At 28.3% G+C, this 22,338-nt stretch carries 21 protein-coding genes; 10 read left to right on the forward strand and 11 right to left on the reverse strand.

The window, feature by feature from the left end; genetic code table 11:
* The first annotated feature begins 3 nt into the window (after positions 1-3).
* From MPF13_RS14305 to MPF13_RS14315, 3 genes are all read left to right on the forward strand, one after another.
* On the forward strand, positions 4-2,322 hold the full coding sequence (locus MPF13_RS14305; protein WP_249983443.1) for a DUF2357 domain-containing protein: 2,319 nt from the start codon (positions 4-6) through the stop codon (positions 2,320-2,322).
* Between the two features lie 22 nt (positions 2,323-2,344).
* Positions 2,345-3,211, forward strand: a complete 867-nt coding sequence (locus tag MPF13_RS14310) for a YkgJ family cysteine cluster protein (RefSeq protein WP_249983444.1) — start codon at positions 2,345-2,347, stop codon at positions 3,209-3,211.
* Positions 3,212-3,313: 102 nt separating this feature from the next.
* The gene (locus MPF13_RS14315) at positions 3,314-4,420 is read left to right on the forward strand and encodes an MBL fold metallo-hydrolase (protein WP_249983445.1); all 1,107 of its coding nucleotides are present in this window, start codon (positions 3,314-3,316) and stop codon (positions 4,418-4,420) included.
* Between the two features lie 39 nt (positions 4,421-4,459).
* Here the strand turns inward: MPF13_RS14315 and MPF13_RS14320 are convergent, their stop codons facing one another.
* Entirely contained in the window at positions 4,460-4,837 is a 378-nt protein-coding gene (locus tag MPF13_RS14320) for a hypothetical protein (protein WP_249983446.1), read from the reverse strand.
* A gap of 106 nt (positions 4,838-4,943) precedes the next feature.
* Between MPF13_RS14320 and MPF13_RS14325 the strand changes: the two genes are divergently transcribed.
* Positions 4,944-5,354, forward strand: coding sequence for a hypothetical protein (locus tag MPF13_RS14325; RefSeq protein ID WP_249983447.1), 411 nt, complete (start codon positions 4,944-4,946; stop codon positions 5,352-5,354).
* A gap of 83 nt (positions 5,355-5,437) precedes the next feature.
* Here MPF13_RS14325 and typA read toward each other — a convergent pair whose 3' ends face one another.
* From typA to MPF13_RS14340, 3 genes are all read right to left on the reverse strand, one after another.
* Positions 5,438-7,210 (reverse strand): translational GTPase TypA, encoded by a 1,773-nt coding sequence (typA, locus tag MPF13_RS14330; RefSeq protein WP_249983448.1) that lies wholly within the window; start codon positions 7,208-7,210, stop codon positions 5,438-5,440.
* A 444-nt stretch (positions 7,211-7,654) separates the two neighbouring features.
* Positions 7,655-7,951 (reverse strand): LETM1 domain-containing protein, encoded by a 297-nt coding sequence (locus MPF13_RS14335; protein ID WP_249983449.1) that lies wholly within the window; start codon positions 7,949-7,951, stop codon positions 7,655-7,657.
* Positions 7,951-9,114: a proline dehydrogenase family protein gene (locus MPF13_RS14340; RefSeq protein ID WP_249983450.1), complete on the reverse strand. Its 1,164-nt coding sequence runs from the start codon at positions 9,112-9,114 to the stop codon at positions 7,951-7,953. Before MPF13_RS14340 ends, MPF13_RS14335 begins: the two co-directional genes overlap by 1 nt.
* 90 nt (positions 9,115-9,204) lie before the next feature.
* Here MPF13_RS14340 and aroB point away from each other — a divergent pair, with 90 nt between their 5' ends.
* Positions 9,205-10,263 carry a 3-dehydroquinate synthase gene (gene aroB / locus MPF13_RS14345; RefSeq protein WP_249983451.1) on the forward strand — a complete coding sequence of 353 codons (1,059 nt, stop codon included), beginning with the start codon at positions 9,205-9,207 and terminating at the stop codon, positions 10,261-10,263.
* A gap of 66 nt (positions 10,264-10,329) precedes the next feature.
* On the opposite strand, the gene MPF13_RS14350 is transcribed toward aroB, so the two are convergent.
* Both MPF13_RS14350 and MPF13_RS14355 read right to left on the reverse strand, forming a co-directional pair.
* A complete protein-coding gene (locus MPF13_RS14350) occupies positions 10,330-12,849 on the reverse strand; it encodes a TonB-dependent receptor (RefSeq protein WP_249983452.1) in 2,520 nt (839 codons plus the stop codon).
* 152 nt (positions 12,850-13,001) lie between these two features.
* Entirely contained in the window at positions 13,002-13,454 is a 453-nt protein-coding gene (locus tag MPF13_RS14355; protein WP_249983453.1) for a cold-shock protein, read from the reverse strand.
* A gap of 239 nt (positions 13,455-13,693) precedes the next feature.
* Here MPF13_RS14355 and MPF13_RS14360 point away from each other — a divergent pair, with 239 nt between their 5' ends.
* From MPF13_RS14360 to MPF13_RS14375, 4 genes are read left to right on the forward strand one after another with little or no spacing between them, the layout of a single operon-like run.
* Positions 13,694-14,365 carry a TetR/AcrR family transcriptional regulator gene (locus tag MPF13_RS14360; protein WP_249983454.1) on the forward strand — a complete coding sequence of 224 codons (672 nt, stop codon included), beginning with the start codon at positions 13,694-13,696 and terminating at the stop codon, positions 14,363-14,365.
* 2 nt (positions 14,366-14,367) lie between these two features.
* Positions 14,368-16,032: a peptidase domain-containing ABC transporter gene (locus MPF13_RS14365; RefSeq protein ID WP_249983455.1), complete on the forward strand. Its 1,665-nt coding sequence runs from the start codon at positions 14,368-14,370 to the stop codon at positions 16,030-16,032.
* A 6-nt stretch (positions 16,033-16,038) separates the two neighbouring features.
* Positions 16,039-17,397, forward strand: a complete 1,359-nt coding sequence (locus MPF13_RS14370; RefSeq protein WP_249983456.1) for an HlyD family secretion protein — start codon at positions 16,039-16,041, stop codon at positions 17,395-17,397.
* 26 nt (positions 17,398-17,423) lie between these two features.
* Positions 17,424-18,827 carry a TolC family protein gene (locus MPF13_RS14375; RefSeq protein ID WP_249983457.1) on the forward strand — a complete coding sequence of 468 codons (1,404 nt, stop codon included), beginning with the start codon at positions 17,424-17,426 and terminating at the stop codon, positions 18,825-18,827.
* Positions 18,828-18,840: 13 nt separating this feature from the next.
* On the opposite strand, the gene MPF13_RS14380 is transcribed toward MPF13_RS14375, so the two are convergent.
* Together MPF13_RS14380 and MPF13_RS14385 are read right to left on the reverse strand one after the other, a co-directional pair.
* Positions 18,841-19,041: a helix-turn-helix transcriptional regulator gene (locus MPF13_RS14380; protein WP_249983458.1), complete on the reverse strand. Its 201-nt coding sequence runs from the start codon at positions 19,039-19,041 to the stop codon at positions 18,841-18,843.
* A 1-nt stretch (position 19,042) separates the two neighbouring features.
* The gene (locus tag MPF13_RS14385; RefSeq protein ID WP_249983459.1) at positions 19,043-19,486 is read right to left on the reverse strand and encodes a hypothetical protein; all 444 of its coding nucleotides are present in this window, start codon (positions 19,484-19,486) and stop codon (positions 19,043-19,045) included.
* A 116-nt stretch (positions 19,487-19,602) separates the two neighbouring features.
* Here MPF13_RS14385 and MPF13_RS14390 point away from each other — a divergent pair, with 116 nt between their 5' ends.
* Positions 19,603-20,037: a hypothetical protein gene (locus tag MPF13_RS14390; RefSeq protein WP_249983460.1), complete on the forward strand. Its 435-nt coding sequence runs from the start codon at positions 19,603-19,605 to the stop codon at positions 20,035-20,037.
* 39 nt (positions 20,038-20,076) lie between these two features.
* Here MPF13_RS14390 and MPF13_RS14395 read toward each other — a convergent pair whose 3' ends face one another.
* From MPF13_RS14395 to MPF13_RS14405, 3 genes are read right to left on the reverse strand one after another with little or no spacing between them, the layout of a single operon-like run.
* The gene (locus MPF13_RS14395; RefSeq protein ID WP_249983461.1) at positions 20,077-20,541 is read right to left on the reverse strand and encodes a MaoC family dehydratase; all 465 of its coding nucleotides are present in this window, start codon (positions 20,539-20,541) and stop codon (positions 20,077-20,079) included.
* Positions 20,542-20,544: 3 nt separating this feature from the next.
* The gene (locus MPF13_RS14400; protein ID WP_249983462.1) at positions 20,545-21,168 is read right to left on the reverse strand and encodes a trimeric intracellular cation channel family protein; all 624 of its coding nucleotides are present in this window, start codon (positions 21,166-21,168) and stop codon (positions 20,545-20,547) included.
* 22 nt (positions 21,169-21,190) lie between these two features.
* A complete protein-coding gene (locus tag MPF13_RS14405) occupies positions 21,191-22,312 on the reverse strand; it encodes a DEAD/DEAH box helicase (protein ID WP_249983463.1) in 1,122 nt (373 codons plus the stop codon).
* Between the last annotated feature and the right edge of the window lie 26 nt (positions 22,313-22,338).

Here is a 22,338-nt window from a genome sequence, read left to right on the forward strand (position 1 = left end):
AATATGGAGAAAGTACAATCCATAAAAATTGATTTAGCTCATATTGAAAATGGTTTAAACCTATATATAGACACAAAACAAAAAGGTGATATAGAAATTGATACCATTAATTTTTATGAGCATGAACCAAGCTACCAATTAAAGGAAGGTTGTTATTATGATTTTGAATTTTCAGATAATATAAATCCTGCAAAATATCGTCTAATTTGTAGTGACCAAACTAATATTGTACAAAGCAGAAAAAGAAAAGAACATATAGGTATTATAGCTCCTAATATTTTTGTTGGTACTTTAACATTACAAATTTATAGCATTGAAAATCCAAACAAAAAATGGAATTTAAAATTAGAAGTACAATCTAAAAAAACTTCTTATAGACAAGATTATCAGTACATGCTAAATGATATAACATCAAAATGTACAGACTTAATAATTCAAGCAAACTCACCTGTTAGTCATTCTTTTGAAACTGATTTTAACACAGATAACAAAACTCTATATCAACGTTTCTCATTTGTAAGTTCAATAATCAATTCTGAAGATTTTGAAGATGCTATCCAACGTATTGTAACTAGTCCAACAACAAATTGGACAGAAGAATCAGAACTAACAGATGTAAGAAAAATAAAGCGATTTAAAAACTCAGAACTAAGGTCATTAGTAAATTCTGATAACAGACTAAAATTAAAAGATTCACATCCTTTATTTGACAAAGGAATACAATCTATTGCAACAAAAATAGAATCATACAGAAAATTAGAGAGTGTTGACACTTCTGAAAACCGTTTTATAAAACATGCTTTAGAAACGTTTTTAAAATTTTGTATGGATATTGCAAATCATCCAAATGCAGGAATTAGACTTAAAGAAGAAGCAGAAATTGTTTCAGAAAAGTTAGAAACTCATCTTCAACATGACTTATTTAAAAAAGTTTCGAGACCAATCACTTTAAAACTTAACAGTCCAACGCTTCAAAAAAAAGAAGGTTACAGAGAAATATTAAAAGTTTGGTTAAAATTTGATTTGGCAGCTCAACTAGTTTGGAATGGCGGAAACGAAGTGTATAGTGGTGGAAAAAAAGATATAGCTACCTTATATGAGTATTGGTTATTCTTTAAATTACTAGATGTCTTAAGAGACGTTTTTGATATTAAACCGAAAGAATTAGAGAAGCTAATTGTTCCATCAAATGATAATTTAAGTTTGCAGCTTAAGCAAGGAAAAGTAACAGCATTAAAAGGAACTTATACAAAAGCTAATAGAGATTTAAATATTAAGTTTAACTACAATAGAAGTTTTACAGGTGGAAACCAAGATATAACAAAAGCTGGAAGTTGGACCACCACTTTAAGACCTGATTACACTTTATCTATATGGCCAAAAAGAATAAAAGAAACAGAAGCTGAGGAATCAGAACAAATTGTTCATATCCATTTTGATGCTAAATATAAAGTTGCAAATATCAATCAAATATTAGGTGAAAATAAAAACGAAGAAGATTTATCTTTTGAAAAAAAAGATAACTTAAAAGGAATTTATAAAAATGCAGATTTATTAAAAATGCATGCGTATAAAGATGCAATTAGAAGAACAAGTGGAGCATATGTTTTATATCCTGGGGAAACAAATAAACCACTTCGTGGTTTTCATGAAATACTTCCTGGATTAGGTGCATTTTCTATTAAACCATCTGAAAATGAAAACGAAACTATGTATTTAGAAAATTTTCTAAAAGACGTTTTAAAACACTTTTTAAATACAGCTTCTCAACGAGAAAATATTGCTCATAAAACTTATATCATTCATAAAAATGATTCTCCTAATAAAATTTCTGAACCGATTCCTGAATATTTAGATGGTAAAAAAATTATACCAGATGATACTTTTATTTTAGTAGGTTTTTCTAAAAATAACAAGAGATTAAAATGGTATAAAGAAAACGGTATTTATAATTTTAGAATGGATGATGATAAAGGCTCTCTACTTTTTACTAATGAGGTTGTAAATGCAAAATATTTATTACTTCGTGAAAGTGGAAACTCTAAGGCCTCTCAAATATTTAAATTAAAACCAGGAATAAGAGTATTTTCAAAAGAAAAATTAGAATTAATGGGTCTGTCAGAATTAACAAAAGATAATTATCTTATTTGTGAATTTGAAATAGATGAAAAAAACACCAAAGAATTTAATGATTCTATTTGGGATTTCAAAAAGTTAGAAGAATATCAAAAAATTGTTAAAGGTAAAAACCCACGAATAGCTGCAGGTATTCCATTTACCACAACACTTACTAAACTAATGAATGTAAAAATATTTTCTTAAAATTCTTATTTAAAACATACATATGCAAACCACAAAACTAACTTCTAAAAGTATTTTACCCCTTACCTGCTCTCGTTCTGGAAGTTGTTGTTTTGGTAAAGCAGTAATGTTAAATCCTTGGGAATTATTACAATTTAGTATAGAGAAAAAAGTAACTCAAAAAGAGTTTAGAGATGCCTATACAGATTTTGGAGGCATTCGTTTAACGTTTAATGGAAAAGAAGACAAAAAAGGACAGCAAGCTTGCAGTCAGTATATAGAAAACAAAGGTTGTAGTGTGCATTTAGGTAGACCCTTGGCTTGCAGATTGTATCCTTTAGGTCGTCAAATACAATTTGACAAAGCACAATATATGCATGAAGGCAATCAGTTTCCGTGTTTAACAGATTGTGCAGAAGTTTTAGATTTACCAAATTTAACTGTTGGCCAATATTTAAAAGGTCAGGGTGCTGCACCTTATGAAAATGCACAAGATGCCTATTTACAAGTTATGCAAAATATTGCAGACATTGGTTTTGAATTACTTTTAGAAACGGATTTGGCAACTTCTATAGATATTAAAACCTTAAAAGTATGGAAAGAAGTTGGAGAGGCTACTCCAGAAGTAGTTGCTGATATCATTGGAAAAGATTGGATGGATGCTTTAATGCTTCCTACAATAACCAAAGATTTTAAAAACCCAATAGCTTTTGCACAACAACACAATGATTTGCTATTGCAAAAAGCACAAAATCAATTTGGTAATCTGCAAACTCTACAAGATTTACACAAAGCTTCTGTTTTAATGATTGCCATTGCCCTCCATTTGGCAAAAGGCTTGGGTGCAAACCCTAAAGAATTAACAGAACTTTGGGTAGAAACTGCTAAAAAACACGGAGCAAAAGAATAAATTTATCAAGCGTATTTACACTTATAAATTTGAGTAAATTTACACTCAATTTCTTTGCGAATAACACCTTTTATAATGTTCAAAAAAATAGCAAAAAAAATAATGATTACATTACTTTCTATAATTGGTCTTTTAATAATTACCTACCTATTCTTTACTTCTTTTTATCCTTCTTTTGGTGGAGATATAACCAAAGAACAACAATTGATTTACAATAAATCTAAGCAATTTAAAGATGGGAAATTTAAGAACACAAATCCGGTTCCTAAAGAACTGAGCTTTTCTGAAACCATGAAACTTGCGTACACTTTTTTTACTACAAAAGTGCCAAATGGTAGACCCAAAGAAAATTTAAAACCAACCCAATTAGATTCTACAAAAGTGGCTGATTATAAAGGAAAAACTAGAATGATTTGGTTTGGGCATTCATCATTCTTATTACAAATTGATGGTAAAAACATTCTTTTAGACCCTATGTTTGGTAAAGTTTCTGCTCCTCACCCACTATTGGGCGCAAATCGTTTTAACGAAGATTTTCCTTTGGCTATTGAAAAACTTCCTCAAATAGATGCTGTTATTTATTCTCATGATCATTATGATCATTTAGATTATAATTCTGTTTTAAAAATTAAAGACAAAACAAAACATTTTTATGTGCCTTTAGGTGTGGGCACACATTTAAAATCTTGGGGAGTAACCTCTACAAATATCACAGAATTAGATTGGTGGCAAGAAACACAGTTAGATTCGTTAAAATTGGTTTGTACACCTGCACAACATTTTTCTGGCAGAAAATTAAATAACAATCAAAGTACCTTATGGAGTTCTTGGGTAATTAAATCTAAAACCGAGACTATTTATTTTAGTGGAGATAGTGGCTATGCATCACACTTTAAAGAAATAGGAAAACAATATGGTCCTTTTGATTTGGCTTTATTAGAATGTGGACAGTATAATGAAAAATGGTCTGACATACATATGATGCCAGAAGAAACTGCTCAAGCGGGTGTAGATTTAAGTGCTTCTAAAATAATGCCTATTCATTGGGCAGGTTTTAAATTGGCTTTGCATGATTGGAAAGACCCTATAAAACGTGTAAAAATAAAAGCGGAAGAATTAAATATAAATATAATTACGCCAAAAATTGGAGATGAAATTTTGGTAAAAGAAAATAATACAAACTATACCAATTGGTGGCAAAATCTTTAATAGGCTTACTTTAAAGAGAAACTTATAGCACTTAAGTAATTATTTTTGAGCAGGAAATTCTGGTAATTTATTTGTAAAACTTGGTGCAGTATCTCTACAAGAAACACTTTTCTTTTTAGAAATCATAACCAATAAATCATAACTTAAAGTAAATAAAGTACCTGCTCTAAAGGTAGTTAGTAACAATTTTTCTAGTTCTAACTTTGTTTCTTCTAAAGAAAATTGTTTAAAAGTATTGGTTTCTGCAAATCTATATTTAAATTCAAATACTTGTTTTGCATCTTTTAAAACGGTTCGTACATAAACATTTAACAACCCTTCATTTTTTCTTAAAGGTTTGCTTAAAGTAAGTTTTACAAACTCATCTTGTGCTACACTTTCTTGTAATGCTTCAAAAAACTCATTAAAATCACTCATTACACAAATATAAAAAAGCTTTCGTTTATAACCTGTTCTTTGATATTTATATTGGTATAATTTTTGCAATTTCAATAAATAAAAAAACTGTAAAAAGCTAAATTATATGAAAGGGAAATTATTGATTTTAAGTTGTTTTTTATTACTCATAACTTTTGATTCTTGTTTTGATGATGAAATGGAGTATGAAGATGATTATGAATCACCAAATTGTGTTAGTCTTTATAAAGTTTCTAAAGACAACAAATTTATAATTTGGAACGCGAAAGAGATAGATTTTGAAATTATAAATGAATGTGAAAGTAGTTATTATATTTATGATTATTATGTTTCTGGAGATATTAAGAATATTAAAATTGAAGGGTTTGATACAAACAAAATTATAAATTCTGATAATTTACCTTTCAAAGTAATAGTTTCACCCATATCTGTTGGAAATAAAGCCATTAATATTTTTATTAATACTAGCATTGGTACAATGTTTATTACTATGTATGTTGATGTAGTTTATCAATAAAAAATATGTGTATAAAAAAAGCTCAAGTTAAAACTTGAGCTTTTCAATTTATGTTGATATTTCTACTAAGTAGAAATGAAAAATTATGGTCTGAAAGAAATTTTACGCATACGTAAACTTACAGGAGTAACCTCTAAATATTCATCTACTTTAATATATTCCATACATTCTTCTAAAGAAAAATCGATTTTTGGTGCAATTTTAACGCTTTCATCTGTACCAGAAGAACGAACGTTCGATAATTTTTTACCTTTAATTAAGTTTACACCCATATCTGTATCCTTACTGTTTTCTCCCACAACTTGACCAATATAAATCTCATCATTAGGATCAATAAAGAAACGACCTCTATCTTGTAATCTATCAATTGCATATGCAGTTGCTTTACCAGCAGCAGAAGAAACAATTGCTCCTTTAATATCTTCAGAGAATTCTCCTTTATAAGGTCCGTATTCAGAAAAACGGTGGTTAATAATTGCTGTTCCAGCAGTTGCTGTTAAAATTTTATTACGTAAACCTATTAATCCTCTAGAAGGAATTGTAAATTCTAAGTGTTGTAAATCTCCTTTAGGCTCCATTACTAATAAATCTCCTTTACGTAAAGAAACTAAGTTAATAGCTTTAGAAGCTACATCTTCTGGAACATCAATAGATAGAGTTTCATAAGGCTCACATTTAACACCATCAATTTCTTTGATAATTACTTGTGGTCTACCTACTTGTAACTCATACCCTTCTCTACGCATTGTTTCTATTAATACAGATAAGTGTAAAACTCCACGTCCAAAAACGTTAAATTTATCTTCACTATCTGTAGTATCTACACGTAAAGCTAAGTTTTTTTCCATTTCTTTAAACAATCTGTCACGTAAATGACGAGATGTTACAAACTTACCTTCTTTACCAAAAAATGGAGAGTTGTTAATAGTAAACAACATACTCATTGTTGGCTTATCAATTTCTGTTCTTGGTAAGGCTTCTGGGTTGTCTAAAGCAGCAATTGTATCACCAATTTCAAAACCTTCTACACCAGTAATAGCACAAATATCTCCACAAGGAACTTTATCTACTTGTACTTTACCCATTCCTTCAAAAACGTGTAATTCTTTAATTCTTACTTTTTTATTAGTACCATCTGCTTTACATAACATGTAATCTTTACCAGCTTCTAAATCTCCTCTAAAAATACGTCCAATAGCAATTCTTCCAGTAAATGAAGAAAAGTCTAAAGAAGTAATTTGCATTTGAGCATCTCCTTCATTGTATTTTGTTTCTGGTATCGATTCTAAAACGGCATCTAATAATGGTACAATATTGTCAGTTTCATTTTTCCAATCAGTACTCATCCAGTTGTTCTTTGCAGAACCATAAACTGTAGTAAAATCTAATTGCTCTTCTGTAGCTTCTAAAGCAAACATTAAATCAAAAACTTTTTCGTGTACTAAATCTGGAGTACAGTTTTCTTTATCTACTTTGTTTACAACTACAATTGGTGTTAAACCTAATTCTAAAGCCTTACCTAATACAAAACGAGTTTGTGGCATTGGCCCTTCAAAAGCATCAACTAATAATAAAACACCATCAGCCATTTTTAATACACGCTCTACTTCTCCACCAAAATCGGCGTGACCAGGAGTATCAATTACGTTAATTTTAGTGTTTTTATAATTAACAGAAACGTTTTTAGAAAGAATTGTAATTCCTCTTTCTCTTTCTAAATCGTTATTATCTAATAATAAATCTGTACGTTCTTTACGATCGTCTAAGATTTTAGCTTGATCTATAATTTTATCTACCAATGTTGTTTTACCGTGGTCAACGTGGGCAATAATTGCGATGTTTCTTATTGATTGCATTTGTGGTTTCTTAAATTTCGTGCAAAAGTAGTTGTTTATATGTTATTTACACGATTTCAAGCTATTTATTTTTGATTTGATAAAGATTCATCAACTTTATGACCTATAATAAGTTAACCAAATGTCAGTGCGAGTGATTTTAAGGCACTAAAAAAATTGAATTAAGAACTTGTTGAGATTCCTCATCGCAAGCTCGCTTAGAATGACATAAGGGCTCCAAATGTCATTTCGATAAAAGCGAAGAATGAGCGCTGAGAAATCTCATACTATTGTGTTTATTAGATTTCTTCACAAGGTTGAAATGATAACAGTACTCTCAATGTCAGTTCGAGTGATTTTGAGGCACGAAAAATTGTATCGAGAACTCATTAAACTTAACGCATCTCGATACAAATAATTCTCATTACAATCGATTTATTCACTCGATGTAACAAATGCTTTTGATTACTCTACATCTTCTTCTAAATCTTCTTGAAAAGCAGAAGGTAAAATATCTGGTATTAGTTTAATTAAAAGAGGCAATAATAAGGCTCCACCAGGTAATAAAAACACTGCTAATGCAGGTATAGCTTTGCAAATATCTAACAACTGAATTCTAATTTTTTCCTTTTCATCATCTGATAAACTAGAATGAGTCGCTTTTTTTATTAAAAAAACAGCTTCTTTACTTTGCTTTAATTCTTGCGCTAATCTTAATTTATTTCTATGAAGTAAAACCTTTATTTCTTCTAAACTAGTCATTATAACTTTCTTCGCTTTCTTTCTACTTTTAATAAGGTAAGCTCTCTACTTGTTTGTCCTGCAACAGAGGTGTTTTCTTCTGCTCTTCTTATTAAATAAGGCATAACATCTTTTACAGGTCCAAAAGGAAGGTATTTGGCTACATTATATCCTTGATTTGCTAAATTATAACTAATATGATCACTCATTCCAAATAATTGTCCAAACCAAAGGCGATTGTCATTTTCTTTTACACCATATTGTTTGGCAAGTTCCATTAACATATACGAACTTTCTTCATTATGAGTACCTGCAAATAATGCCATTTTTGGATGCTCCATCATATACAAAATAGCTTCATTATAATTATCGTCTGTAGCTTGTTTGTCTTTACAAATTGGAGAAGGATACCCTTTTTCTTGAGCTCTTTCTCTTTCTTTTTCCATATAAGCACCTCTAACAACTTTCATACCAATATAAAAGTCTTTTTCTTGCGCTCTTGCATGCAATCCTTTTAAATACTCCATTCTATCATGCTTATACATTTGTAATGTATTAAACACAATTGCTTTTTCTTTGTTATAGGTTTCCATTAAATCTTCAATTAAATCGTCTGCAGCAGTTTGCATCCAACTTTCTTCTGCATCAATTAATAATGGAACATCTTTTTCGTGAGCAAGTTTACAAACTTTGTTAAAACGTGTTACTACTCTTAACCATTCGTCTTGTTCTTCTATAGATAACTCTTTCTCTTCAGATATTTTTTGAAACAATGCAAAACGACCAAAACCAGAAGGTTTAAATACAGCAAATGGAATCGATTTTTTTTCTTCACAAAAAGTGATTATTCTTAAAATTTTCTCTAAAGCACCATCAAAACTAGCTTCTTCATCTTTACCTTCTACAGAATAATCTAAAACACTATGTACTTTACCATTGTTATACATATTGTCTATAATTGGTATACAATCATCTTCTGTTACTCCTCCACAAAAATGGTCGAACACAGTAGAACGAATTAAACGTTCTATTGGTAAATTAGCTTTTAAAGCAAAATTAGTTACAGCACTACCAATTTTTACCATTGGCTCATTTTGTATCATCCTAAATAAAAAATAGGCACGTTCTAATTGAGAATCTGATTTTAAAGAAAAAGCTATTTCTGTATTGTCAAAAATTTTCATACTATATCGTTTAAGTAGAAACAAATATAGCTAATGAATGCTAATAATTGAATAATTTATTTTTAATTTGCAAGCACAATATTTTTAACAATGAATACTATACAAGCAGTAACCTATCCTGTTCATTTTCAAAGCAAAGCATACCAAGAGCTTTCTAATTTAATTGAAACAAACAACTATTCTACCCTATTTATTTTAGTAGATGAGAATACTTTTGAGCATTGTTATCCGAAATTTATTCAAAATTTAGATACAAAAAAGCGCATTGAAGTTATAGAAATTGAATCTGGAGAAATTAATAAAAACCTAGAAACTTGTATTGGTGTTTGGAATGCAATTACAGAATTAGGTGGTGATAGAAAAAGTTTATTAATTACTTTAGGAGGTGGTGTTATTACTGATTTAGGTGGTTTTGTTGCTTCTTGTTTTAAAAGAGGAATTAGTTTTGTAAACATACCTACTACTCTATTATCTATGGTTGATGCTTCTGTTGGTGGTAAAACTGGAGTTGATTTAGGTGTTTTAAAAAATCAGATTGGTTTGTTTGCTAACCCAGAAATGGTATTGGTTGATACAGATTATTTAACTACAGTTACTGAAAGAGAAATTAAGTCTGGAACTGCAGAAATAATTAAATATGGTATTACTTACGATATCAAACTTTTTAATGAAATAAAAAACAATAAAAATCTAAATATTAATGATTTAATTTTTCGTTCTATAGAAATTAAAAACGAAGTTGTTTTACAAGATCCTAAAGAACAAAGTTTACGTAAAATTTTAAATTTTGGTCATACCTTAGGACATGCAATAGAATCTTTTTATTTAGAATCTGAAGATAAAGAAAACCTTACACATGGTGAAGCTATTGCTATTGGTATGGTTTGCGAAAGTTATATGTCTGACAAACTATTAGGTTTTCCATCAGAAAAAGTAACACAGGTAAAAGATGTTGTTTTGTCTATTTATGATAAAACAAATCTTTTAAAAGAAGACTTTTCTGCTATTATGGAATTGTTAAAACACGATAAGAAAAACGTAAATGGACAAGTAAATTTTGTTTTATTAAACGATTTTGAAAACTATAAAATAGATTGTAAAGTTCCTGAAGAGCTAATTATTGAAAGTATGGAGTTTTATAATTTGTAAATTTTAAATGTCAGGTCGAGCGCAGTCGAGACCTATTAACCTCTCGACTGCGCTCGAGGAGACATATTAAAACTCTCTCTTACCAAATTCACTATCAATAAATTTCGATTTATTTTTAGCGGCATTAAAGGTATAAGACAGATTTAAAGAAACCATATCTACTTCATATACATAGTTTGTAGTTGTATAAAATTGATTTGGTCTTGACGTTGTTATACGTTGTTCATTGGTTTTAAAGAGTCCCATATCTATATTTTGCCATTGTAATGTAGCTGTTAATTTATCTTCCATAAACTTTTTTCTGAAAGTTAAATTTGGAGAATAAAAACGAGAATCTTCTCCCATGGCTGTATTTCTATCAGACAAATAATTAAATGTAAATTGTAAAGAAGCATTTTGCCAGAAATTATAAGTAGAATTTAAATTGATAGAATAAATTGTAGACTTAGAGTCTATATCATAATTTCTCTCTATACCATCTCTATGTTTAAAATTTAAAACACCATCTATTGCATAATTATACACGTTTACACCTATAAAGTTAGACCAATTATGTGTTGGTTTTAGGGTTGCTCCTATTTCTAATCCTATAGAATTACTTTTACCCACGTTAGAATATACTCTGTTAATTATACTATCTATAACTTGTCCATTAGCTTGATATGCCAATGTATTTACACGATTTATAACATTATCTACATGCCTAAAATATGCTGTTGCATAAATAGAATTGCCTCCTTTACCTTTTTTGGTAATTCCTAATTCTACCAAATCTATAAACTCTGGTAATAAGGTATTATCTCCTTGTTCAAAAACTTCAGAGTGCTCACGTTCTGCAAAACTATTCATTTTAAAAGTAGTAGTTCTTTCTACTCTTTTGCTATAAGCAGTTTTTATAATTGTTTTATCATTCACTTTATATTGTAAAGATGCAGAAGGAAATAATTTTACAAAATCATATTCATAAACATTTTCTTTAGTTTCACTTTGTAAAGCTTCTTTATACTCTCTATCCATAGACTCTAAACGAACACCAGCAGCATAATTCCATTTATTCTTAGAACCATTTAATTGAGCATAACCTGAGTGAATAACTCTTTTAAGGCTTACATCACTAGAAAACTCTGGTACTTGTATACCATCTCTTTCGTACACAAATTTTCCTGTATGATCTAAATCTCTAAATTGATATCCAGTTTCTAAAGTTCCAAAAGAAAAAGGTTTCCACAAATAATCTAAATTAAAACGTGTTCCATAAAGAGGATTGTCGTTTGTATTGTATTCTTTTTGATAGACTGTATTATTATTTGGATGTCCTAAGTTATCATTCTCTGTTGGTCCGCCTAAAAAAGTGTATTCGTATAAAATAGATGTAGATAATTTTGAAGCATTCTCAAATTTGTGAGAATAATCGAAACTACCTAAAGCAAAATCACCTTTTCTAACTCTTAAATTATGGTTGTAGTATGCAAATGTATAATCTCTATTGCTACCTCCAATTGGTGAAATAGAATGGTTATCATAATATACAATATCTGCTAAACGCTCTTTAGTACGTTTTCCTGCGAAAAAGCCTACAGAATACGTATCTGATTTATTTGGAGTATAATCTACATTAAAACGACCATTATAAGTAACATCATCAAAACTACGTTCTCCATCTGAAGGCAAAAAAGTAGTTTTATCATCTGCTGCATTTACAATATACATATCTCCTTCTCTTCTACCAGTTTTATCATTTCTTTGATAACTAGCACCTACAGAAAAATTCCAATTGTCAGTTCTTTTGTTAACAGTAGCATCAATACCATATCTTTTAGCTGCTACTTTGGTGTCATAATCTTCTATAGAAGGAAATCCTCCTCTTACATTTACTTGTGCAAAGGTTCCGTTAATTGCTCCTTTTTTGGTGATTATATTTAAGATACCACCTTTTCCTTCTGGATCATATTTTGCAGAAGGAGCAGTAATTAACTCTACACTTTCTAATGCATTTGCAGGCAATTGTGCTAAAATTGTGCTAGCATCTCCTTGAGTTGGTTTTCCGTTAATTAAAACTGTAAAACCTTTACTACCTCTTACACTAATTTCTCCCAAACCATCTACAGTTACAGATGGTAGGTTTTTTATAACATCTACACTAGTTCCACCAACTGTACTTTGGTATTTTTTAGTGTCAAATACTTGTCTGTCAATTTTATGTAGAACCGTTTGTTTTTCTGTTCTAACCACAACTTCATTTAACTGATTACCAGAACCCAATGTCAATTTTAAATTTCCTAATTCTTTTCTTTCTCCTTTTTTAATAATAGTAATCCCTTCTACTTCATTTAATTTATAACCTATAAAAGAAGCTTCTAAATAATAAGTACCTGGTTTAATATTTGTAAAAGAAAACAAACCATTTAAATTTGTAACTACACCTGTTACCAAAACTTTGTTTTTAGACTGGTATAATGCTACAGAAGCGTATTCTAATGGAGCATTGCTTTCTGCTTCAATAACTTTTCCTGTTATTTGAGCAACAGATAATTGAGAGATAATAATTAAGGATAAAAAGAATACCCATTTTTTAAAATTCATCATTATTAAATTTGATTTTTTTTTGCAAAATTACACTTATTTTAAGTTAGTTAGACTAACTAGAAATAAATGGTTTAAAAGCATCATAATTTTTATTAAATCCAAAAAAAAATCCTTCTTTTCAGAAGGATTGTATAAGTAATATACTAGAAATCTTAAATTTTTGTCACTTTAACAGCGTTCATTCCACGCATTCCTTTTTCTAATTCAAAAGAAACCTTGTCGTTTTCTGAAATTTCATCTATTAAACCACTAACGTGTGTAAAATATTTTTCGTTATTTTCAGTATCTATAATAAAACCAAAACCTTTAGAAGTATCAAAAAATGATACTTTTCCTTTTCTAACAGGATCTTCTTCTGGTAAATCTTCTTTTTTAGTTGTAGAAATCTGAATATCTTCTAATTCATATTCTACTTTTAATTCTGGATCTGGTGGAGTATCAGTTAAATTACCATTATGATCTACATATGCAAACTGAATTCCTGCTGAACCATTTTCTTCTTTGGCAGCTTTTCTAGCTTCCATTTTTTTCTGCTTGTCTTGACGCTTTTTTAAACGTTTTTTTTCTTTTTCACTTTTACTAAATGTTTGTTGCGATTTTGCCATTAAGAATATAAGAGTTTTAAATTATTAGTTCTTATAAGATAAAATACCTAACTGGAAAATCAAACCTAAAGCTAACTAGTGTAATGAGTGGAGTGTATTCTGTCTTACAGCTACAAAGATAGTATTTATAAACGAATTTTAAAATTTTTAACATTTAGATGTTAAAAAAATAATAAACATTAGTTAAACTATCAATAATTAATAGTAATACTATTATATTTGTAAATAATTTTAAAAATATGAAGAATTTATTATCCGTTTTAAAAATTTCTGTTCCTGATAAAACCTACATAAAAAACCCTGAAACATCAGAATTAGGCAGAAGAATTGTAGGTAATAGTATTTTATTAATTAATGAAATAGGTTTTGAAAGTTTTACTTTTAAAAAGTTAGGAAAAAAAATAAATTCTAATGAAAGTTCTGTTTATAGATACTTTGAAAACAAACACAAGCTACTACTCTATTTATCTTCTTGGTATTGGGCATGGGTAGAATATCAATTAGTTATAGAAACTTTTAGTATTTCTAATGCAAATGAAAAATTAGAAAAAGCAATTACTGTAGTTACAAGAACAGTAAAAGAAGATGGAAATTTTACACATATTAATGAAATTATATTATTTAACATTATTGTAAATGAAAACTCTAAATCTTTTTTAACAAAAGAGGTAGATACAGAAAATAAAGAAGGCTATTTTGAAATTTATAAAAGATTAATTACAAGAATTAGTAACATAATTTTGGAAGTAAAAGAAGAGTATCCTTATTCTTTAAGTTTAGCCAGTACTGTTATTGAAGGAGCTTTACATCAACATTATTTAAAAGAACATTTTCCTTCTATTACAAATTCTAAAAATGACAAAAGTCCAACAAGTTTTTTTATTCAATTAGTTAAAAACAGTTTAAAATAGTTATGAAAAACAATCAGTTAACACCTTGGCAAAGATTAATTGGTCTACTAAAATTAGAGAAAAAAGACATTTTTCAAATATTTTATTATGCCATTTTTGGAGGTATTGTATCACTTTCATTGCCTTTAGGAATTCAGGCAATAATTAACTTAATACAAGGAGCTCAAATTTCTACTTCTTGGGTTGTACTTGTAATTGTAGTAACAATAGGGGTTATTTTTTCTGGTGCATTGCAATTAATGCAACTAAGAATCATAGAAACAATTCAACAAAGAATCTTTACAAGAGCTTCTTTTGAGTTGAGTTATCGATTTCCAAAGATAAAAATGTCTGAATTAAGAGATTATTATCCACCAGAATTAGCAAATAGATTTTTTGATACGCTTACAATACAAAAAGGTTTGTCTAAAATATTAATTGATGTACCAACAGCTTTATTACAAATTATTTTTGCATTGATCTTGTTATCATTCTATCATCCATTTTTTATAATTTTTGGAATCCTTTTAATACTGCTGATTTTTATCGTTTTTAAGTTTACGGCTCAAAAAGGATTAGAAACAAGTTTAATAGAATCTAAAAACAAGTATAAAGTTGCTCATTGGATACAAGAAGTAGCTAGAACTGTGGTAAGTTTTAAGTTATCTGGTAACACCAATTTAGCACTTCAAAAAAATGATGCTTTGGTTGATAAATATTTATTAGCTAGAGAAAATCATTTTAAGATTTTAATGATTCAATTCATACAAATGATTAGTTTTAAAGTTATTGTAACTGCTAGTTTATTGTTAATTGGTGGTGCTTTAGTATTAAATCAAGAAATGAATATTGGTCAGTTTGTTGCAGCAGAAATTATTATACTTTTAGTAATTGCATCTGTAGAAAAGCTAATTATTGGCTTAGAATCTTTTTATGACGTTCTTACTTCTATAGAAAAAATTGGTCAGGTTGTAGACAAAGAATTAGAACATCAAGAGGGAGAAAAACCTTTATTTAAAGAGGGTTTAATTGTAGAATTAGAAGATGTTTCTTTTGGTGTAGAAAATAGAGAAAAACATATTATTAAAAATATATCCTTAACTCTTAACCCTAAAAGTAGAATTCTGGTTATGGGAGAAAGTGGTGCAGGAAAATCTAGCTTATTACGCTTAATATCTGGAGTAATTGAACCTACTGCAGGAAATATTTATGTTAACAATTTATCTTTAAAGAGCCTACAACTAAATCATTACAGGTCTCAATTAGGTTTATCTCTTTCAGATGAAACACCTTTTGAAGGTAGTATTAGAAACAATTTAGTTTTTAGTAATAAAGATGTAAAAGATGATTTAATATACGATGCTTTAGAAATTGTTGGTTTAACTCAATTCTTAAAAGAACAACCTAATGGATTGGAAACCGTTTTATATCCAGAAGGAAAACAAATGTCTTATACTATTGCTAAAAAAATAATATTAGCTAGAGCCATTATTAAACAACCCAAAATAATGATTTTAGAAGATCCTTTAGATCAATTTAATTTAGAAGAAACTCTAAAAATTATAGACTATTTAACGGATGCAAAAAGACCTTGGGCATTGATTGTTGTAAGTAGTAAAAAGAGTTGGAGAACTCAATGTACACAAACAATTACATTAGAAAAAGGAAAAATTAAATCAATAAAATAATTAGAAATGTTAAATATATCTAATAACCAATTAAACAAAGCTGTTGATTTAAAAAATTTTAAATCGGGTAAAAAAATATTTAATAAAAAATATTACAAAGCTTTTAATAAATTTCTTTTTGGCTTTGCTATTTTAATATTTATCATATTGTTCTTGCCTTGGACTCAGAATATAACTGGTCAAGGTCAAGTAACTACTTTATATCCTAATCAAAGACCACAAACAATACAATCTCAAATACCTGGAAGAATAGAAGAATGGTTTATACAAGAAGGAGATTTTGTAAAAAAAGGTGATACTATTTTACGTATTTCTGAAATTAAAAGTGAGTATTTTGATAGTAGGTTAATTGAAAGAACAAACGATCAAATAAATGCAAAATCTTCCTCTGTTAATGCATATAAAGGCAAAGTTGAAGCGTTAAAAAGACAAGTTGAAGCTTTAAAACAAGAACAAAAGTTAAAAACAGCTCAAACTAGAAATAAGTTACTACAATCTAAATTAAAAGTTAAAAGCGATAGTATAGATTTTGAAGCTGCTAAAACAAACATTTCTATTGCAGAAAGACAATTTAACAGAACAAAAACTTTACAAGGAGAAGGTTTAAAAGCTTTAAAAGATGTTGAAGAAAAGCGTTTAAAATTACAAGCTACACAAGCTAAATTAATTTCACAAGAAAATAAATTGTTAGCAAGTAGAAACAATATTTTAAATGCAAAATTAGAGTTATCTAGAATTACAGCAACGTATACAGATAAAATTTCTAAGGCACAAAGTGATATGTATACTGCAAAATCTAGTGGATTTGATGCAAAAGCACAAGTATCTAAATTAGAAAATAGTAAAAGTAATTATAGTGTTAGAAACAGCTTATTATACATTACAGCTCCTCAAAATGGATATATTAATAAAGCTATAAAAGGCGGAATTGGAGGTACGTTTAAAGAAGGAGAAGATTTGGTAGGAATAATGCCTGAAAAATACGATTTAGCTGTAGAAACTTATGTAAAACCAATAGATTTACCACTATTACACATTGGCGAAAAAGTACGTGTTCAGTTTGATGGTTGGCCAGCAATTGTATTTAGTGGTTGGCCTAATGTTTCTTACGGAACTTATGGTGGAAAAGTAGTTGCTATAGAAAATTTTATAAGCAATAATGGAAAATATAGAGTTTTATTAGCTCCAGATAACACAGATCATACTTGGCCCAAAGCCATTAGAGTAGGTTCTGGTGCAAAAACTATTGCTTTATTAGAAGATGTACCTATTTGGTTTGAACTTTGGAGACAATTAAATAGCTTCCCTCCTAACTATTATCAACCAGAAAATGGTAATAAAAGTAAAACTGAAAAAAAGAAATAATATCAACTTATTAAATTCATTTTAATATGAAAAAGTATATTTTAATTCCGTTTTTTATTATTGTATCTACTGTAGTATTAGGGCAAGATAAAGTAACTTCTGTAATGACTTTGTCTGAATATTTAGGCTACGTAAAAAACTTTCATCCAATTGTAAAACAAGCAAACCTTGTTATCAATAAAAGTGAAGCAAAATTATTAAAAGCAAGAGGTGCTTTTGATCCTAAAATTGAAGTTGATTTTGATAAAAAACAATTTAAAGACAAAGAATACTACAATAAACTAAATGCTGCTTTTAAAATTCCAACTTATTATGGAATTGAATTTAAAGCAAATTTTGAGAACAACGATGGTTTATATTTAAACCCAGAAGCAACAGTACCAACAGATGGTTTGTATAGTGCAGGAATTTCTGCTTCTTTATTAAACGGATTGCTTATAAATAAAAGAATGGCTTCTTTAAAACAAGCCAAATACTTTTTAAATCAGGCTAAAGAAGACCAACAAATTTTGGTAAATGAAATTTTATACAAGGCTTCAATTTCATATTTTAATTGGTTAAAAACTTACAATGAAAAAAGGGTTTATGAAGAATTCTTAAACAATGCAGAAATAAGATTTAAAGCTACAAAAAGAGCGTTTTATGAAGGAGAAAAACCTGCAATAGATACTACAGAAGCTAAAATAAATTTAAATACTAGAAAATTAAATGTAGAAAAAGCTAGAATAAAATTAGTGAAATCTGCTTTAGAACTTTCTAATTTTTTATGGCTGAATAACAATACTCCTGTAGAATTACAAGACAATATCATTCCAGAAATTAATACAGCTACTTCTATTGATGCTACTTTTAATATAGCGTTGTTTAATAATGCTAATTTTGATTTGAATAAGCATCCAAAAATTAAATCTTTAGAGTTTAAAACAAAAAGCTTAACTATTGATAAAAACCTTAAATTAAACAACTTACTTCCTAAATTAGATGTGCAGTATAATTTTTTAACGCAAAATGGTAATCAATTAAATTCTTTAAACACCCAAAACTATAAAGCTGGTATTAACTTTAAAGTACCATTATTTTTAAGAAAAGAAAGAGGTGATTTAAAATTGGCAAAAATTAAATTAAAAGACCAAAAATTTGAAAATGAAGTGGTAAAAGTTACTATTAAAAATAAGATTAATGCAATTCAGCAAGAACTAGATTCTTACATTTTACAAAATGAATTAACAGAAAATATAGTTGCAGATTACACTACACTATTAAAAGCAGAAGATCGTAAATTTTTATTAGGAGAAAGTTCGTTGTTTTTGGTAAACTATAGAGAAGTTAAATTAATAGAAAATAAATTAAAAGCAATTGATTTAGAAAATTCTTTCTTTAAAACAAAAGCTAATTTATTTAAGACAATTGTTATTTCTATTGCAGAATAATGCATAAATTAAGTTAATCTTCTTCTTCTAAGGTAAAAAAATCATTTACAGGAATATTAAAAACTTTAGATAGTTTTAAAGACAAAACTGTAGAAGGCACATATCTATTTTTTTCAATAGAATTAATGGTTTGTCTAGATACACCAATAGCTTTTGCTAAATCATCTTGTGTTAAATCTAAGATGGCTCTCTGAACTTTTATTGTGTTTTTCATACTATCTATTCATTCTTTTTAATTGCCAAAAAAACAATAATTGTACTATTAACATAAAAAATAGTACTTGAAAATAACTAAATCCTTGTAATTCATCATCTTGATTTAATAATGATGCAACTGCATAATTTATTATTGGTTGTACTAAAGAATATACTATGGCCAAAACAAAAGCCAACCTATAAGATTGTGCACGCAAACTATCTATAAACTCATCTTCTAACTTTTCTTTAGATAAAGAAATCATTAACAAACCAATTAATAAAATACCATGTAAAATTGGTCTTACCCATTCAGAGTTTTCAACATACTTTCTACCAACCATCAAAATAAATGTAGCTATTGCTATTGTAAAGCCAATTTTTTTAAAACGATTACCCAATTGAAATTTATTCATTTTTTCTAGTTGACTTCTTTCTCTTTCACAAATTGATTGTTTAGACATGGATATTTATTTTACAATTAGACAAGTTTATTTTATATAATGACAAATATACTTTACATTTTTAAATTGTACAAGATTTTTTGTACATTTAAAAAACTAACCTAAAACTAATTAAGATGACAACCAACACAAACAAACCTGCTAAATCATTTTGGATAATTGGTGTAATTGCTTTAATATGGAATGCCATGGGTATAGATGGGTATATAAACCAAGCATACCAAACAGATCGTTTTAAATCTATGTACACAGAAGAGCAATTAGAAATAATTTTTAATTTACCATCTTGGGTAACTGCTGCTTTTGCTATTGCAGTTTTTTCGTCAGTTTTTGCTTGTATTTTACTTTTAATGAGAAAAAAAATTGCCAAAACTTTTTTTCTCATTGGTTTATTGGCAGTAATTGTACAAACAACCTATAATATATTTATGAATCCTGGAAAAGAAATGTATGGTGCAATGGAGTACTCTATGCTAATTATGATTCCTATTTTTTCAATATTTCTTTATTGGTACTCTAAAAAATGTGCAGATGATGGAATTTTATCTTAAAATTCAACTATAAAAAAAGCTGCTATTTTGCAGCTTTTTTTATTCGAACAATGCAGCAATAAATTCTGCAACACATGCAGGTTTTTCTTGTCCTTTAATTTCTATTAAACAGTTAAAAGTTACTTTAATTCCATTATTAGAAAGCGTTTCTATTTCTTTTACTTCAGAATGCATTCTTAACTCACTGTTTACAGGAACAGGATTGGGAAAACGAACTTTATTTAGTCCATAATTTAGTCCCATTTTTACACTTTTAATAGAAAATGATTCTTCTAAAAGTTTAGAAATCATAGAAACAGACATAAAACCATGTGCAATAGTTTTTTTAAAAGGACTCTCCTTCTCTGCCCTTTTTTCATCTATATGAATCCATTGTTTATCTAATGTAGCATTTGCAAAATCATTAATCATTTCTTGAGTAATTGTATACCAATTACCAACAGGTAAAGATTTACCTTTTATTAATTTAAATGCTTCAAAATTTGCAAATTCTAATGGTTTCATAACTTACTTTTTAGTAAATAAATCGTCTTTAATTTTTGGCAATTGTAAGTGATACTTAACAGCAATTACTCTTATTAAAACAATAACAGATGCAGCAATTATAAAAATAACATTTTCTTTTACATTAAAATAGTTCAATATTAAATATGTAATTCCTCCAGCTAAACAAGCAGATGCATAAATTTCTTTTTCAAAAATTAAAGGCACTTTATTGGTTAAAACATCTCTTAAAACTCCCCCAAAAACGGCAGAAATCATTCCCATAATTAAAGCAATAATTGGATGTAAATTAAAAGACAAACCTTTTTGTAAACCTAACAATGTAAATACACCTAAACCAATAGTATCAAACAAAAACATAGTTTTACTTAAAGGTGCAATTTTACTTTTAAATAAAAAAGTAATAATTACAGCAGCTAAAATTGTGTACAAATAATTAAGGTCTCCAATCCAATTAATTGGATGTGCATCAATTAAAACATCACGTAACATACCACCACCAACTGCAGTAACAAAAGCAATAATAATTACTCCAAATAAATCTAATTTCTTATCAGAAGCAACCAAGGCTCCACTAATTGCAAAAGCAAAAGTTCCTAAAATGTCTAAAACATAAATGAGTTCCATTTATATTTATTTTTATTGATTTTTAAACAGTTACCTGAGAAAATTTAATATTTAATTCTTTTTGAATTTGGTGAATTTTCTCTAATTCTGAAGGCAAAATAAAAGCAAGTGAAACTCCTGTTTTTCCTGCTCTTGCAGTTCTACCACTTCTATGAGTGTAATAATCTAATTGTTCTGGTAATTGATGATGAATTACAAATTCTAATCCATGAACATCAATTCCTCTAGCAGATACATCTGTAGAAACTAAATACTGTAAATTTTCTTTTTTGAAAGCACGCATTACTTTATCGCGTTCTTTTTGTTGCATATCTCCTTCTAAAGCTGCTGCAGAAAACCCTTCTTCAATTAAAAAATTTGCTAAATTTTGAGCTCCAGCTTTTGTTCTACAAAAGATAATTCCTCTTTGATCTTGTCTTTTTTCTAAGAAAGTAACAATATCATCGTTTTTTTCTTTTAAAGTAGTTTTTGCAAAATGATGACGAATGTTAGCATTTACCAAAGAACTTCTGTTAATCTCTACTCTAGGTGCATTAGAGTCCATATAAGTCTTAACAATTCTTTTAATTTCTTCTGGCATTGTTGCAGAAAACAACCATGTTTTTCTGTCTGTTTTAGTTGTAAACTTTAAGATTCTATTTAAATCTTGTTTAAAACCCATGCTTAACATTTCATCTGCTTCATCTAAAATTACTGTTTTTACATGACTAATGTCTATACTTCCTCTTTCAATCAAATCAATTAATCTACCTGGAGTAGCAACTACAATATGTGTTGTTCTCTTTAGATTATTCATTTGTCTGTCAATTTTTTCTCCTCCAAAAACAGCTTCAACAAAAATTCTATTTTCACTATATTTAGTGAACTTAAATAATTGTTTTTTAATTTGCTGAACCAATTCTCTTGTTGGCGATAAAATTAACGCTTGAATATTATATGAATTTGCATCAATTTGATTTAATACAGGCAAACCAAAAGCAGCAGTTTTACCAGTACCAGTTTGAGCTAAACCAATAAAGTCTGTTTTTGCTTTTAATAAAACCGGAATTGTTTTTTCTTGAATTTCTGTAGGTGTAGAAATTCCTAATTCTTTAATAGATTTTATATAATTCTTATGAATTCCTAAGGAAGAAAAAGTTGACATTTTGTATCTTAATTTTGTGCAAAGAT

It is taken from the genome of Polaribacter sp. Z022, assembly GCF_023555495.1.
Taxonomy (GTDB): domain Bacteria; phylum Bacteroidota; class Bacteroidia; order Flavobacteriales; family Flavobacteriaceae; genus Polaribacter.